Origin of the sequence: Shimia sp. (assembly GCF_965227725.1) — a bacterium.
In the GTDB taxonomy this organism is placed as follows: Bacteria; Pseudomonadota; Alphaproteobacteria; order Rhodobacterales; family Rhodobacteraceae; genus Shimia.
Genome location: NZ_CBDDGH010000005.1, coordinates 343,728 through 358,573, shown reverse-complemented (window position 1 = coordinate 358,573; position 14,846 = coordinate 343,728). Strand labels below are relative to the sequence as shown.

Below are 14,846 nucleotides of genomic sequence, written 5' to 3'. Positions count from 1 at the left end.
GCGGCGCATATCGCCGCAATTGGGGTGGCTCTTGCGGCCACCCCCTCCCTCGCTTCGGACTGCCGCATGGCGCTTTTGCTGGCATTGGATGTGAGCTCCTCCGTAGACAGCGATGAAGACGCGCTTCAGCGTCTCGGCCTCGCCGCCGCTCTGAGTGCTCCTGAAATTCAGTCCGGTTTCCTGAGCGATGCACGCCCGGTGGCCCTTGCGGTCTATGAATGGAGTGGCCGTCACAAGCAGAAAACCCTGCTAAACTGGACCCTGATCGAAACGCGCCAAATCCTCAATGAAAGCGCCGCCAAACTTGGGCTTTCAAAGCGCGGCACCTCGGAGTTCCCCACAGCCCTTGGCCATGCAGTCGGCCATGCCGCCACGCTCTTTCGTCAGGCACCCGCGTGTGATGTTCAGGTGTTGGATGTGAGCGGAGATGGGGAAAACAACGATGGCTTCACACCCAAGCAGGCCTATGCGGCCTTTCCGCTGGACGGGGTGATCGTCAACGCACTGGCGATTGAGACATTTGGCGTCAAAGCGGCCGATTTTGCGGCCCGTCCCGGAGATATGACGGATTACTATCGCCGTGAGCTGATCAAAGGGCCTGATGCCTTTGTGGAAACGGCCAAAGGGTTTGAAGATTTCGAGAACGCCATGCGCCGTAAGCTGTCACGCGAGTTATCTGTGACGGTGATCGGTCAAGCCTGGCCCGGCCCATCCAAAAAATCAAACTGACTGATATTTTTCAAAAGGTTGCAGATCAATCTTCACGCAACCTTGGTGACCAAAAGCAAACGCACGCCGCGCCCCATTCTGGGGCAGGCGCGCAAAAAGCTACGGAGTCCCCATTCTGGGGCTGCCGGCTATGTCAGTAGATGTAGCGGATCTGATCCGTCCAATAGCGTTCCACACGGCGCAGCGCGTGGGTGATCTGTTCGATGCCATCATCGCCCAGCACACCTTTGGACTGCAGACCTTCTGCATGGCGCGCAAACAGCGCAGAGATCACATCGCGAATTTCACGACCCTTTTCGGTCAGGCGCACACGCACCGAACGGCGGTCAATCTCGCAACGCTGGTGATGCATATAGCCTGCATCAACGAGTTTCTTCAGGTTGTAACTCACGTTTGAGCCCTGATAATACCCGCGGCTTTTGAGTTCGCCGGCTGTCACTTCATTGTCGCCAATGTTGAACAGCAGCAACGCCTGCACTGCGTTGATCTCAATCACGCCCACACGCTCAAATTCGTCCTTGATCACATCCAGCAACAGCCGGTGCAACCGCTCTACAAGCGCCAGCGAGTCCAGATAGTCGGCCATAAAGCTCTGTTCTGTCCCGCTGGGCATCGATGAATGAAAGCTCATTCTTAGTCTCCGTCAGCTTATCTAGCAGTCAGAGTGACGGAAAAAGCCCAACAAGAGGTTAAACCGTCCAAAAGACATGACAAATTCGCGTCAATTTGCACCGCTGATGGTGGTCGCAATGCGAGAAATAAGGGCTTTGAAGAGTTCAGGCGTTGGTTTTTGCCCCGTAACCCATTGATATAAATCCTGGTCATTCTCACAGAGCAGAGCATCATAAAGATCCAGCGCAGCGGTATCCATCTGCGTCAGATTCTCATCTGCAAACCTCTCAAGGATGATGTCCATCTCTTTGATGCCCCGCCGCATGGAGCGCATTTTCATGCGCTTGAGACGATTCTCATATGTTTCCTCACCGGAATTTGCGGCCTCTTTGGGGGCGTCAGACATCATCACACCTTTTGCTCAGATCTTTTTGCGCAGCGTTTTTTCAAGCCGTGCCAGCCGATCCAGATCATTTTTCATGCGTGCGCGGATATCGCGGATCTCTTTCAGAATGGCAAGCAGATCAGCTTCCGGGCTCTCGCCCTCCTCGCTCATGTCAACGCCGTCGCCCTCCCCGGTCAGCAACCAACCAACCGAAACGTTCAGCAATCCGGCCATCATCGACAGACGATTGGCGCGTGGCTCCCCGAGATCGTCTTCCCAGGCCGCGATGGTCGACTTCTTGACACCAAGACGTTTGGCAAACTCGCCGCGCTTCAGGCCTCCAGCCTCTCTGGCGGCTGCCAGGCGATCGCCGAAGGTGGCAACCTCCTCACCATACCAGTCGTCTTCAGGCATCACTTCCAGTTGATCTTGTGGCATAGTTTACTCCTTAGCGCTTCGACCTTGAATGGCCTTGGTGGGCACCCTAAGACATGGGACCAGAGATTACAAAAAGAGGCCAAGCCATGTCTTTCCTGTCTGAGACCCTATCGCGTGTCAAACCGTCCCCGACCATCGCTATGACAGCAAAGACCGCAGAATTGAAGGCCGCCGGACGTGACGTTATTGGCCTGAGCGCGGGTGAACCGGACTTTGACACCCCGCAAAACATCAAGGACGCCGCTGTTGCGGCCATCGCGGCGGGAAAAACCAAATACACCGCGCCTGATGGGATCCCGGAGCTGAAGCAGGCAGTCTGCGCCAAAATGATGCGTGATCACGGGCTGGAATACACACCCGCGCAGGTCTCCGTCGGCACAGGCGGCAAACAGACGCTCTATAATGCGCTGATGGCAACGCTGAACCCCGGCGATGAAGTGATCATCCCTGCGCCCTATTGGGTGAGCTATCCCGATATGGTGCTACTCGCGGGCGGCACACCTGTGGTGGCTGAAACATCGCTGCAGACCAATTTCAAACTGACAGCAGATCAGCTGGAAGCCGCGATCACGCCAAAGACCAAATGGTTCATCTTCAACTCACCCTCCAACCCGACTGGCGCGGGCTACTCGCAACAGGAGCTCAAGGAACTCACCGATGTGCTGATGCGCCATCCCCACGTCTGGGTGATGAGTGATGATATGTATGAGCACCTCGCGTATGACGGGTTTGAGTTCTGCACACCGGCGCAGGTCGAGCCGGGTCTTTATGAGCGCACCCTGACCTGCAATGGCGTGTCCAAAGCCTATGCCATGACAGGCTGGCGCATCGGCTATGCTACCGGCCCTGTGGAGCTCATCTCTGCAATGCGCAAAATCCAAAGCCAGAGCACATCAAACCCCTGCTCCGTCAGCCAATGGGCCGCTGTGGAAGCGCTGAACGGCACGCAGGACTTTCTGGCTCCCAACAATGAGGCCTTCAAACGTCGCCGTGATCTGGTGATCTCCATGCTGAGCGAAATCGAAGGGATTTCCTGCCCAACACCAGAAGGCGCCTTCTATGTCTATCCTTCGATTGCCGGGCTGATTGGCAAAACCACACCTAAGGGCACCGTGATCGAAAACGACGAAGCCTTCGCCAACGCCCTGCTTGAAGAGGCAGAGGTTGCCGTGGTGTTTGGGGCTGCCTTCGGGCTTTCGCCAAACTTCCGCGTCAGCTACGCTACCTCTGATGAGGCACTGACCAAAGCCTGCCAGCGCATTCAGGCGTTCTGTGCTTCTCTGACATAAAAACCGGACAACCGGGGGCATCCGGAGGGGACAGATGAGCGGCGATCTTCCAGACTATTATTTTCGCGTGCGCGAAAACGGCGCGGCGGTGTTTCGTGTGGACACAGAAAACCGCCATCGCCGGATCGAGATGGATCAGATCGCCGTTCTCAACATCCGGAATGGTGAGGTCAAACCCCACGGGGAACGCACGCTTTCCAAAGAAGACAAGGCCGCGATTGAGGCTTGGATGGAAGAGCGCCGGGCCTTGCTCGCAGAGCGCGACATCGACGACATCCTGCGCACGGTGGATCATTTGAATCTGACCACCCAATGGGCGCAATCCAAGGCCACGCCTGAGCAGCTAGAAGAGATCACCGACACGCTGTTGCTGACCATGCATGATCTGCGTTCGGTTCTGGTGCGCAAAAAAGCCGACCGCTTGCTCAAGGGAAAGTAGCCCTACGGCACACTTCTCAATGAGCACCCGGTTCATTCAAAGGTTCGGTTATTAGGGGCGCTGCCCCTGCCACATCTGCGATGTGGCTACCCCGAGATATTTTTCGAATGAGAAGAGCTGCACGCGCAAGCTTCAGGCTTGGGCAAACTTTTGCCGCAAACGACTGAGATCGGTGCGCCAGAAGCGATACATCAGCAACACCGCCGCAGCCGTCAGTCCCAGAACCAAACCCAGCCAAACGCCCACGCCGCCCAACTCAGCCTTAAAGCCCAGCACATAGGCGCAGGTGACCCCAAGCAACCAGTAGCTGATTGCGGCGATCACCATGGGGCCGCGCGTGTCCTGCACACCGCGCAGCAGCCCCAGCGCCATGACCTGCGCGCCATCCACGACCTGAAAGAGCGCGGCCACATAGAGCAGACTCACGCCTGTCGCGAGGATAGCCACACGCTGGGGCTCTTCCGGATCGATGAACATCCCCAGAAGCTGCTGTGGGAACGCAAGAAACACGGCGACCGTGATAAGAGAGACCGCAAGCGACATAACAATCGCCACCAGCGCGCCCCGCGCCATATGATCCGCATCTTTGCGCCCCATCGCATTTCCAACGCGCACGGTGGCGGCGTTTGAAAGACCCAGATGCAACATGAAGGCGAGGCTTGCGAGCTGCAAAGCGATGCCGTGGGCCGCGAGCGCCACGGTGCCAAGCCAGCCCATCATGACGGAAGAAGCAGAAAACAGCCCGACCTCTGCCAGATTGGTGAGGCCAATTGGCAGCCCCAGTTTAAAGACCTGCGCAAACACATCCCAATCGGGGCGCCAGATGCGGGCAAACAGCTCATGCTGCGGCAGAGCACGCACCGCATAAAGGATCACGCCAAGCAGCGAGACAAACTGCACGATGATTGAGGCAATCGCCGCCCCGCGCACGCCAAGCTCCGGCAGTCCCCAATTGCCAAAAATCAGGCCATAGTTGACAAGCGCATTCACCGGCACGGCAACAACCGTGACCCAGAACACCACGCGCGTGTGCTCCAATGCTGCCAGATACGACTTAAGCACCATCACCAGCAGCGCGGGCATCAGCCCAAATCCGGCGATACGCAAATAGGCCTGCGCCAAATCGGCCACCTCCGGTCCCTGCTGCAATCCCAGCAGCAACGCACCGGACAGGAAAAAGAGCGGCAGAACCACCAGCCCATAGGTAACGGACAGCCAGAGCCCCATGCGCGTGATGCGGCGCAGCGCAGCTTCATTGCCTTCAGCGTCGGCCTCGGCCACCAGCGGCATCACCGCGATGGCAAAGCCTGACCCAAGGATAAAAATCACGAAGAAAAACGTGTGTCCAAGAACAACCGATGCCAGCGCCTCAACAGAGTACCAGCCCAACATGATTGTGTCGGTCAGACCGATGGCAAATTGCGCCACATGGCCGCCAATCAGCGGCAACCCCAAACGCGCAAGGGCCCGGATGTGGTCCCGCGTAGCCATAGAAGATTTTACAGAAGTTCTGGTTGTCTCGCTCATCACTCAGCCATATGCCCGTTGTTTGTGCAGAGCAAGCTGCGTGTTGCAGTTGATCGCTTCTCGCGGCTCTGACACCATCAATACATGTGATCCGCATTGGAGCAGCAAATGTCCACAGCAGCGTTAGACGGTCTCATTCCAGACACCCGACAGTTCCTTGGTGAGCTGGCCGAAAACAACAATCGCGACTGGTTCCTTGCCCACAAGGAGATCTATGACAAAGCGCTCAAAGCGCCTGCGCTTGAATTGCTGGATAAGGTCGCCGCCCATTTGCAAAAACAGACGGGGCACGTGCCCACCACCAAATTGTTTCGCCCCAATCGCGATGTCCGCTTCTCCAAGGACAAGACGCCCTATCACCTGCATCTGCACATGTCCTGGACCACGGCGCCAACCAGCTGGTTCTTTGGCATCGGTGAGGACTACATCACTGCAGGTGCTGGCATCATGGGATTTGACAAAGACATGCTGCCCCGCTGGCGTGCAGCTGTGGACGGCCCCAAAGGAGAGGAGATCGCCGCAGAGGTGGATCGCCTGCTGGGATGGGGCGCGCGTCTGGATGAGCCTGCGCTCAAGCGCGTGCCTGCACCTTATGGCCAAGATCACCCACAGGAAGCCCTGTTGCGTCGCAAAGGCCTGGCCATGTGGTTTGAGGTGACGGAGGAGGAAGCATCAAAAGGCGACCTCGTTTCCGAGATCGCCTCCGCATTTCACACATTTGATCCACTCAACCGGATCCTGTCTGAGATCTGAACCTCAGCGGTCCTTACGACTGTCCGGATGCAACGCCGTACCCAAAATATGATCTGAGTTGTGGATCACATGGCTTGCTGTGTTCGCAATCAGCGGATCAGCGGGCTGCGCAATCTTCGGATCCTTGCCCGGATAGTCCAGCGTGCTCAGGAAGTGACGCATACAGTTCAGACGCGCCCGCTTCTTGTCGTTGGATTTGATCACGGTCCAAGGTGCATCAGCCGTGTCCGTGTAGAAGAACATCGCCTCCTTGGCTTCCGTGTAGTCTTCCCATTTGTTCAGCGATGCTTTGTCAATCGGGCTGAGCTTCCACTGTTTGAGCGGATCGGTTTCGCGGCTTTCAAAGCGGCGCTTCTGTTCATCCTGGGTGACCGAGAACCAATATTTGTAAAGCCGAATGCCCGACCGCACCAGCATCCGCTCCAGATCAGGGGTCTGGCGCATGAATTCCAGATATTCGCCTGGTTCACAGAAACCCATCACCCGCTCAACACCCGCGCGATTGTACCAGCTGCGGTCATAGAGAACGATTTCACCGGCAGTCGGCAGGTGCTCGATATAGCGCTGAAAATACCATTGGCCCCGTTCTTGATCGGTGGGCTTGTTCAGCGCCACGACGCGCGCAGTCCGCGGGTTGAGGTGCTCGGTAAACCGCTTGATGGTCCCGCCCTTACCGGCCGCATCGCGCCCCTCAAAAAGCATCACAAATTTCTGGCCAGTCTCCTGTGCCCAAAGCTGAACTTTCAACAGCTCAGACTGCAGCTTGGCCTTTTGCGTCTCATAAGCACGACGCGACATTTTTTTCGGATAAGGATACTCGCCACGCTCAAAGGCGCGGCGCATCTCATCCACGGACTCCTTATTGGCAACGGCAGGTGCCGCCGGAGCCGCAGCTTCCTCGGCAACTTGCACGGCCTCGGCTTCGCTCTCTACCTTTGGAGCCTCTGCAATTTCAGAAAGTTCCGCAGCGACGTCCAGCACCAGTTCTTCTTCAACAACACGCTGTTCAAGTTGTTTTTCCATAAGCTAATCCCTGTCCTGATAAATTCGACAGACATATAGCAAAGGTTGCAATTTCGCGCTTTGACACACGTCAATTTCCAGAGAAATAGTCAGGTGAATTTATTGCTCTGATCTCTTCACCGTAACCATGCCGTCAACGGGAGGGCGCACCTCTATCTCAGGAATGCGCCGCGCGTCACCTATTATGGAAGATTGAAGCTCTCAGATATCGACCTCTCAAATCCATATTAAATCCACCACAAAACAACGCGAAGAAGGAAGCGAAAGCCATTGAAAAGACAAGATAAGTGCCGCAGCCAGTAGCGTTCCATTAAGATTCGCGCCCCTAGGCTCTTCTCACACTTAAGAGGACCCTAAGATCATGAAACTTTTTGCCGCCGCTTTGGCCACAACATCCCTCACACTTGCCGCGCCCGTCATTGCTGAAACGCTCACCATCATGGCAGCCGATCTGCCACCGATGGTCTACGCCGATGGCTCGGGCCGCGAAGCAGAGATCGTGTCCGCTGTGATGGGCCACTGCGGTCACGAAGTGGCTTTTGAGGTGCAGCCGTTCACACGCCACTGGGCTTCATTTGAGGCTGGCACGGGGGACGCTGTGATGACCGTGCCCGTGGGGATGCCAATGGAAGGCACCCAAGGCGCAGCTTATATTGCATATCAGAACGGCGTGTCCTTCCTGGCCGGTTCTGGCAACGACTATGGCGCGCTCAGCGATCTTGCAGGTCTGAGCGTTGCCGCGTTCCAAGGCGCGTCCAACATCCTGCCCGGACTTGCAGAGGCCTCTGGCACCTTCGCCTCCTATCGGGAAATGACCGATCAAGAAACCCAATCCAAGCTGCTCTTTGGCGGGCGCGTAGATGGCATTCTAGGCGATGGCATGCTGTTTGCGGCCTATACCGCCTCTCTGCGGGACGCAGGCTCCAGCGCGGGCATTGATGCGTCCCAACCGCTTGAGTTCCGCGCCATTTTTGAGCCGTCCAATTATGCGATGAATTTCCGCGATGCCGCGCTGGCCGCCGATTTTGATCGCTGCTTTGCAGAGCTTGAGGCGGACGGCACCATCACCGCCATCAACGCCAAATGGGTCGACAAATACCGAGACACATTGGGCAACAACTACCTGTCTATGTAGCCTGTTGTAGGTACGGCGAGCGCCCTGCGCATGCAGAAGGCGCTCCCTACCTGCTGGGCACTTTAATCACAGAACCGGCCCTGCACCTCGTAGCGGGCAAAGGGGATTTTGTCAGGACGTTCCGGCCTGTCAAAGGTCTGCGGGCGGCCAATCACCCGATCTTCCGGATCGCGCGTCCCACGTAAGCTGTCAGGATCCACCGCACGCCGGTCACATGTCGCCAACAGGCGGATCGTGATCGCCTCCTGATCCTGCAAATCAATCAGGTAGCCTTCCCGACGCGTTGCCGTGCTGTTGAAAATCAGCGGTGGGTCCAACCGGAACTCACGTGTCTCAAGCCCGAACAGCTCCGGCTCGCCTTGCCAATCTTGCCCGGAGGCAAACAGCAACTCATAAAACCCGGGCGGCACCAAGACGCGGAAGAACTCTCCGCCGCGTATATAGGCAGCCAGCGCCATCTCGCCGGTTTCATAGGCCCGCAGCCGCAGCACATAATCCGCCTCCGCCGTTGTCTTGATCTGCAATGGGATTGTGGCGGGCAGGCCCGTCTTGTTCCAAAGCAAACCCTGCGGCCTTTCCTGCGCCGCGGCCCCTGTCGCAACCAGAATGAAAAACAAGATTCTGCGCCACATTACCGGCTCTCCCTCAGATGTCTCAAAGATAGGCATCCGCGCGGACCCGAGCCATAGAATTTTCCGTGACCATAGAGAGAGCGGCTCTGATGGCGTATCTGCGCGTTCTTCCTCTTCCCCCTGCCGCGCGCTCCTGCCATAATGCTTGCCAAGCAACATGAACAAGAGCAGCCCGCGAATGCCCAACGACCTTCTGGCCGAAGCCCAGCCGACCGATTATGACGCCTCCTCGATTGAAGTCCTTGAGGGGCTTGAACCTGTCCGCAAACGTCCGGGCATGTATATCGGCGGCACGGATGAGCGCGCGCTGCACCATATGGTTGCCGAAATCCTCGACAACTCCATGGACGAAGCGGTGGCAGGCCACGCCAACCGCATCGAAGTGGAGCTGCATGAGGATTATTCCCTGACTGTGCGTGACAACGGGCGCGGCATCCCCGTGGATCCCCACCCCAAGTTCCCGGACAAATCCGCGCTTGAGGTGATCCTCTGCACATTGCACGCGGGCGGCAAATTCTCGGGCAAAGCCTATCAGACCTCGGGCGGTCTGCACGGCGTGGGCGCCTCGGTTGTGAACGCGCTTTCGGATTTGATGGTTGTGCAGGTTGCGCGCAACAAAGAGCTCTATGAGCAACGCTTCTCCCGCGGCATTCCGCAGGGCAAGGTCGAGAAAGTCGGCGCAGCCCCCAACCGCCGCGGCACCACGGTGACCTTCCACGCCGATGAACAGATCTTTGGCTCCCACCGCTTTAAACCCGCGCGCCTCTTCAAATCCATCCGCTCCAAGGCCTACCTCTTCTCTGGCGTCGAGATCCGCTGGAAAACCGCGATTGATGACGGCGAAACCCCGACGGAAGCCACGTTCCACTTCCCCGGCGGCCTGTCTGACTACCTCAAAGAAACCATGAACGGCGCCACCACCTACGCCGAACAGCCCTTTGCGGGAACCGTGGATTTTCAAGAGCGCTTCAACACGCCAGGCAAGGTCGAATGGGCCATCAACTGGACCCCAAGCCGCGACGGTTTCATCCAGTCCTACTGTAACACCGTCCCCACACCCGAAGGCGGCACGCATGTCTCCGGCTTCTGGGCCGCCGTGCTCAAAGGTATCAAGGCCTACGGCGAGCTGGTAAACAACAAAAAGGCGGCCCAGATCACCCGTGACGATCTGATCACCGGCGGCTGCGCGCTGGTCTCCTGCTTCATTCGCGAGCCGGAATTTGTCGGCCAGACCAAAGACCGCCTCGCCACGGTTGAGGCTCAGCGTCTGGTTGAAAACGCCGTGCGCGACCACTTTGACAACTGGCTGGCCGCCGACACCAAATCCGCCGGTGCAATCCTCGATTTCCTCGTGCTGCGCGCCGAAGAGCGTCTACGCCGCCGTCAGGAAAAAGAAACCGCCCGCAAAACCGCCACCAAAAAGCTCCGTCTGCCGGGCAAGCTGGTGGATTGTTCCGCCACCAACCGCGAAGGCACCGAGCTTTTCATCGTTGAGGGTGACTCCGCGGGTGGCTCTGCCAAAATGGCGCGCGATCGGAAGAAACAGGCCCTGCTGCCCCTGCGCGGTAAGATCCTAAACGTGCTTGGCGCGGCCAGCTCCAAGATCGGCACCAACCAGGAAATCAACGACCTGACCCAAGCGCTTGGCGTCGGGCTGGGCACCAAATTCAACGTCGATGACCTGCGCTATGACAAGATCATCATCATGACCGACGCGGATGTGGACGGTGCCCACATCGCCGCACTGCTGATGACCTTCTTCTACACGCAAATGCGCCCGATGATCGACGCGGGGCACCTCTACATGGCCTGCCCCCCGCTCTTCCGCCTCACCCAAGGCGCCAAACGCGTCTACTGCGTGGACGAAGCCGAAAAAGACATGTGGCTTGAAAAAGGCCTCGGCGGCAAAGGGCGCATCGACGTGAGCCGCTTCAAAGGTCTTGGTGAAATGGACGCCAAAGACCTCAAAGAGACCACGATGGACCCGAACTCCCGCAAACTGATCCGCGTGACGATTGACGAGGACGAACCCGGCGAAACCGACGCGCTGGTGGGCGATCTGATGGGCAAAAAACCCGAGAAACGCTTCCAGTACATTCAGGAAAACGCGCGGTTTGTTGAGGAGTTGGATGTTTAGTAGTGAGGCCTTAAATGCATATTTCAACAACAATTCCGCTAACCTATAGGGGTGAAAGACGTCTTCTAAATGCCACAGGTTTCCCTTCGGATTTTGAGATTCAACAATTCTTTGAAGGCTGGGGTTTTGGACTTGCTAGAAAACTAGACGCTAAAGGCGAACCTATTGACACCCACGTCACCACAAATATCGAAGGTGCGGGAAAAGTCGATTGTAAAACCACGTTACACTATCGAGACATTGCAATAACTGGGATTTCTACGGCTGATGCTCACAAGAACATCACTAAAGAAATTGAGAAATTCTGCATATTTTATGGAGCACTTCCAAAGTACCAAGCCCATATTTATGTGACTAGAGTTTCTTCTGGCTCCATATCAATTTTCATCAGTGCCAAAGACTTGGGTATTGCAGCCTCAAGTTTTATAGAAATCTTGGAAGTTCTCAGACATTCAAGTTACGTAGAACAATCGAAGCTCCCAGGGAGCGAGGTTCGTATTTTCAGCGAAAACAAGTCGGACGTGGTTGCAGAAGGTGTGGTGTCATTTCGACCGCTGGGAAGGCTTATAAAGAGCGTGTCTGTCGATCTTTTCCTAGCTGGATTGTTGACAACTTTCCTAGTTCTATATCACTTTTTTAGCAGAGCCGCGGTCTTTACCGAGAACGTTTTTTTATCGACAAACTCTGCTGCAATTTTTCAAAGCTTGGTTGCTAGTTGGGTAGTTCTAGTCCTTTCTATTCTAGTCCAAGTTTATCGCTTCCGGACGTCTCCTATTGATTGGAAAACCTTCTAATGGCCAGATTACAATTAAAGGCTAAAGGTGAGCACCCGCCCAGAGGATGGGTACGAAACGCGCGCTCCCATTGAGGAGGGTCGGGCGCGGCGGAATGCGTCGCATTCCGCGATGGTTGGCGTTTTTCCTCCCCGTAGGGTGCGCATTTATGCGCACCACCCTTTCGATAAACCGCGCCCCCACAAACACCCCAATTCAGTACGCATAAATGCGCACCCTACGGCTTGCCCCCGCCCGGTGGCACTGCCACACTCCGCCCCATGCGCCTGATCCTCCTCTTCGCCCTCCTGCTCCCGACTTCGGCCCTCGCACAGGCCCGTGCGGACAGCGAACGCTATCAAAACAATCACATGTCCCAAGCCGCAGCCCCCAAATCACAGACCTCAGACCTCTATCAATGGCCACAGGATGACCCCCGCACCGAGATCTTCTGTGACCAATACGCCCGTGCCGCCACCGGCATGCGCGGCACCGAGCAAGGCAGCCGCACCGGCACCAATCTTGGCCAGGGGCTCGGCTACATCGGAACGCGCGACCGCAAACAGACCGAGGCTTTTGGCATGATCGGCGCAACTCTTGGCGCGTCTGAAGGCCGCGCGCAGGATCAGGAATTTTACAGCTTTCACTTTCAGGAATGCCGCGCGGGCGGGCGCCTTGTGCCCACCTCAAAATAAGCCAATCAGGTATTGAAACACCCCTGACCCACCTGTGAACCCTGTTTCAACGGGAACCCGCTATGCTCGCCCCATGGCTGACTTCATTCACATCTATCAACTGCCTCTGATCCTGCTTTTCTTCATGATCGGCAGTGTCGGCGCGCTGTTGCTGTTCAAATTCGCGCACCGCTCAAAGGCATGGGAATTGGCCGATGTGATCTGGGTGGCGCTTGGCGGTTTGGGGGCTGTGGTCGCCATCGCCGTGGGCATCTATCAGGAGGACAGCACAGCGCTGAACCGTCAGGTCACCGTCGCCTATACCGCGTCGCGCGCCTTTGACACCGACGCCGCCCGCTTCCGCCTGCGCTATTGCAACGATGTCTCCGAAGACGAGCTGCAAAAGCTCTGCGAGAAAGTCGAATATCTTTCCGCCAGTTCTGCCAGCAACACTGCACTTCCACTCTTTGTCTCCGTAACAGAGCGCCGCGCGCCGCTCGAAGGCTTCACTCTGCTGTTCAAAAATCGCGACGACATGGACACTATGGAACAGGCCGCCGCCCAACTGGAAGAGGCGGAGTTTCTCGCCTTTGACACCCGCGATGTGCCCACTGTTATGGCGCTCAAAGACATCGCCCCGACCCGTCCGGAAATCGCTGCCGACTACCGTGTTCTGGCGCTGACCTATGACGCTCTGATTGAAGATGTCAGCGCCCTGCGCGAGGCCTGGGAGGTGCTGCAATCAGGCCGCGCTCTTCTGATCCTGCAATTTGTCGCCATCTGTCTGGTGGCCTTTGCCGCGCCCTTCCGGCTGGGCCGCACCATCGACGGGCTGATCTGACTGTGACGTGATCGATTTGCGCCTTGTCCGATCTGCGGCCTTTGCTACTCTTCTTTCATGCGCCGCCTGCTTTGCCTTCTCTCCCTGACCCTGATTTCCTGCACCCGTCCCCTCACGGAGACCGAGACCGCCTTTGCGCGCGATGTGCATGGCGACAGTCTGGACACCAGCCGCGTGCGTATCACCCGTGATGTACCTCTGGGCGTTGCCACCTTTGAATACAAAAAGCGCCCGCGCCTTGCCTGTCGAGAACGCATCAATCCCGAACCTAAAGAAGAGATCATCACCGCCTCCCCCGCGGGTGTGGTGCTGTTCAACCGCCTCTTCACCACCGAGGACTGGTCTGTCCCCAACTATCTGCCGGACTACCCCGAGAAAGTGCACATGAGCGCCGCACTGTTCTTTGCCCACGAAATGACCCACGTCTGGCAATGGCAAAACCGCGACGTCACCGGATATTCACCCCGCCGCGCCGCGAGCGAGCACAAACACGGCGTAGATCCTTATCAGTTTGAAACCGCCTCGGCAGAGACCTTCCTGGATTACGGCTATGAGCAGCAGGCCTCTGTGGTCGAAGAATACCTTTGTTGCGCGATCCTAGATCCGAAAGCCCCCCGCACCGCGCGCCTTCGCTCCCTGCTGGATGATCACTTCCCTGTCGATGATCTGCCCCGCTTGGAGTCCGTGATCCTGCCTTGGGAAGGGGCGGAACTCGAAGGCATTTGCCGCTAAACCACGTCGGTATTTGCACTTACGATCCGCAGCCGCGATACCACCGCATTACGGCCGCAATACCGACACGATACATATGTGGACCTGCGCACAAAAAAGGAGGCCAAGGCCCCCCTTCTGTGTTCCTGCGCCTATTTGTATCCGAAGGCGCTGTCCGGGATCAGTTGGCGCTTGCCGCCTGGCGGTGTCCACTCGCTTTCAAAGCAGGCCGTGCCTTCTTTCTGGAAATACAGCACCTTAATGTCATACCAGCCAGCCTTAGGCACATTCACCTGCGGTCGCCCTGCGCTGGCACAGGCGGTGATGCCGTCAATCTTGCCCACGGTCTGTCCGCTGATCCAGATCTGTGCGCCATCATTTGTATAAAATTCAACACCATAGACCCCGGCCGACGGAAATTTGATGTAGCCGGTCACCTCTGCGCCAACCAACTCCGCACGACCTGACGTCATCACTGGCGCGCCCTTGCCCTTGTCTGGAAAGTTCAAACCCGGCAGCGGCGTTCCCAGCTCGCCAAAGCGCTCAATCCGGCGCTGCGCGGGATGCAGGTTGCGCACACTCCGGTCATTGACCGCGTAGACAACTGCAAGCCCGGTCTTAAGACCTTTGGGTTGTGGATCCGCAGGTGTCAACTCAATCACCTGTGCAGAAAGCGCGCTGGAAAACATAACAGAAACTGCCGCCAACGCACTGAAAATAAAAGACTTCACTGTGCAACCTCCCTGGT

General features: G+C 57.1%; 17 protein-coding genes. 10 read left to right on the top strand and 7 right to left on the bottom strand.

The features are described from left to right. The first annotated feature begins 66 nt into the window (after positions 1-66). Entirely contained in the window at positions 67-729 is a 663-nt protein-coding gene (locus ACO07T_RS12060) for a DUF1194 domain-containing protein (protein ID WP_422049621.1), read from the top strand. 133 nt (positions 730-862) lie between these two features. On the opposite strand, the gene ACO07T_RS12055 is transcribed toward ACO07T_RS12060, so the two are convergent. The 3 genes from ACO07T_RS12055 to ACO07T_RS12045 all read right to left on the bottom strand — a co-directional run bounded on the left by ACO07T_RS12055 (position 863) and on the right by ACO07T_RS12045 (position 2,164). Continuing rightward, complete coding sequence (locus ACO07T_RS12055; RefSeq protein WP_209060533.1) at positions 863-1,360, bottom strand: MarR family winged helix-turn-helix transcriptional regulator; 498 nt, start codon at positions 1,358-1,360, stop codon at positions 863-865. A 90-nt stretch (positions 1,361-1,450) separates the two neighbouring features. Further along, entirely contained in the window at positions 1,451-1,747 is a 297-nt protein-coding gene (locus ACO07T_RS12050; protein ID WP_422049620.1) for a succinate dehydrogenase assembly factor 2, read from the bottom strand. A 15-nt stretch (positions 1,748-1,762) separates the two neighbouring features. Then, complete coding sequence (locus ACO07T_RS12045) at positions 1,763-2,164, bottom strand: helix-turn-helix domain-containing protein (RefSeq protein ID WP_247742686.1); 402 nt, start codon at positions 2,162-2,164, stop codon at positions 1,763-1,765. A gap of 86 nt (positions 2,165-2,250) precedes the next feature. On the opposite strand from ACO07T_RS12045, the gene ACO07T_RS12040 reads away from it, so the two are divergent. Together ACO07T_RS12040 and ACO07T_RS12035 are read left to right on the top strand one after the other, a co-directional pair. Next, complete coding sequence (locus ACO07T_RS12040) at positions 2,251-3,453, top strand: pyridoxal phosphate-dependent aminotransferase (protein WP_422049619.1); 1,203 nt, start codon at positions 2,251-2,253, stop codon at positions 3,451-3,453. A gap of 34 nt (positions 3,454-3,487) precedes the next feature. Further along, complete coding sequence (locus ACO07T_RS12035; RefSeq protein ID WP_209060538.1) at positions 3,488-3,892, top strand: hypothetical protein; 405 nt, start codon at positions 3,488-3,490, stop codon at positions 3,890-3,892. Positions 3,893-4,024: 132 nt separating this feature from the next. Here ACO07T_RS12035 and ACO07T_RS12030 read toward each other — a convergent pair whose 3' ends face one another. Next, a complete protein-coding gene (locus tag ACO07T_RS12030) occupies positions 4,025-5,383 on the bottom strand; it encodes an MATE family efflux transporter (protein WP_422049618.1) in 1,359 nt (452 codons plus the stop codon). A gap of 144 nt (positions 5,384-5,527) precedes the next feature. Between ACO07T_RS12030 and ACO07T_RS12025 the strand changes: the two genes are divergently transcribed. After that, positions 5,528-6,172 carry a TIGR02453 family protein gene (locus ACO07T_RS12025; RefSeq protein WP_422049617.1) on the top strand — a complete coding sequence of 215 codons (645 nt, stop codon included), beginning with the start codon at positions 5,528-5,530 and terminating at the stop codon, positions 6,170-6,172. Positions 6,173-6,175: 3 nt separating this feature from the next. Here the strand turns inward: ACO07T_RS12025 and ppk2 are convergent, their stop codons facing one another. Then, positions 6,176-7,195 carry a polyphosphate kinase 2 gene (gene ppk2 / locus ACO07T_RS12020; protein WP_422049616.1) on the bottom strand — a complete coding sequence of 340 codons (1,020 nt, stop codon included), beginning with the start codon at positions 7,193-7,195 and terminating at the stop codon, positions 6,176-6,178. A 361-nt stretch (positions 7,196-7,556) separates the two neighbouring features. Between ppk2 and ACO07T_RS12015 the strand changes: the two genes are divergently transcribed. Beyond that, positions 7,557-8,330, top strand: a complete 774-nt coding sequence (locus tag ACO07T_RS12015) for a substrate-binding periplasmic protein (protein ID WP_422049615.1) — start codon at positions 7,557-7,559, stop codon at positions 8,328-8,330. A gap of 62 nt (positions 8,331-8,392) precedes the next feature. Here ACO07T_RS12015 and ACO07T_RS12010 read toward each other — a convergent pair whose 3' ends face one another. Then, complete coding sequence (locus ACO07T_RS12010; RefSeq protein ID WP_422049614.1) at positions 8,393-8,962, bottom strand: hypothetical protein; 570 nt, start codon at positions 8,960-8,962, stop codon at positions 8,393-8,395. Positions 8,963-9,140: 178 nt separating this feature from the next. On the opposite strand from ACO07T_RS12010, the gene parE reads away from it, so the two are divergent. The 5 genes from parE to ACO07T_RS11985 all read left to right on the top strand — a co-directional run bounded on the left by parE (position 9,141) and on the right by ACO07T_RS11985 (position 14,119). Beyond that, complete coding sequence (gene parE, locus ACO07T_RS12005) at positions 9,141-11,099, top strand: DNA topoisomerase IV subunit B (protein ID WP_422049613.1); 1,959 nt, start codon at positions 9,141-9,143, stop codon at positions 11,097-11,099. Between the two features lie 14 nt (positions 11,100-11,113). Further along, a complete protein-coding gene (locus tag ACO07T_RS12000; protein WP_422049612.1) occupies positions 11,114-11,893 on the top strand; it encodes a hypothetical protein in 780 nt (259 codons plus the stop codon). A 260-nt stretch (positions 11,894-12,153) separates the two neighbouring features. Next, the gene (locus ACO07T_RS11995) at positions 12,154-12,567 is read left to right on the top strand and encodes a hypothetical protein (RefSeq protein ID WP_422049611.1); all 414 of its coding nucleotides are present in this window, start codon (positions 12,154-12,156) and stop codon (positions 12,565-12,567) included. Positions 12,568-12,640: 73 nt separating this feature from the next. After that, a complete protein-coding gene (locus tag ACO07T_RS11990) occupies positions 12,641-13,387 on the top strand; it encodes a hypothetical protein (protein ID WP_422049610.1) in 747 nt (248 codons plus the stop codon). 57 nt (positions 13,388-13,444) lie between these two features. Then, entirely contained in the window at positions 13,445-14,119 is a 675-nt protein-coding gene (locus ACO07T_RS11985) for a hypothetical protein (RefSeq protein ID WP_422049609.1), read from the top strand. 131 nt (positions 14,120-14,250) lie between these two features. Here the strand turns inward: ACO07T_RS11985 and ACO07T_RS11980 are convergent, their stop codons facing one another. After that, positions 14,251-14,829, bottom strand: a complete 579-nt coding sequence (locus ACO07T_RS11980) for a PA14 domain-containing protein (protein WP_422049608.1) — start codon at positions 14,827-14,829, stop codon at positions 14,251-14,253. Positions 14,830-14,846 lie beyond the last annotated feature (17 nt).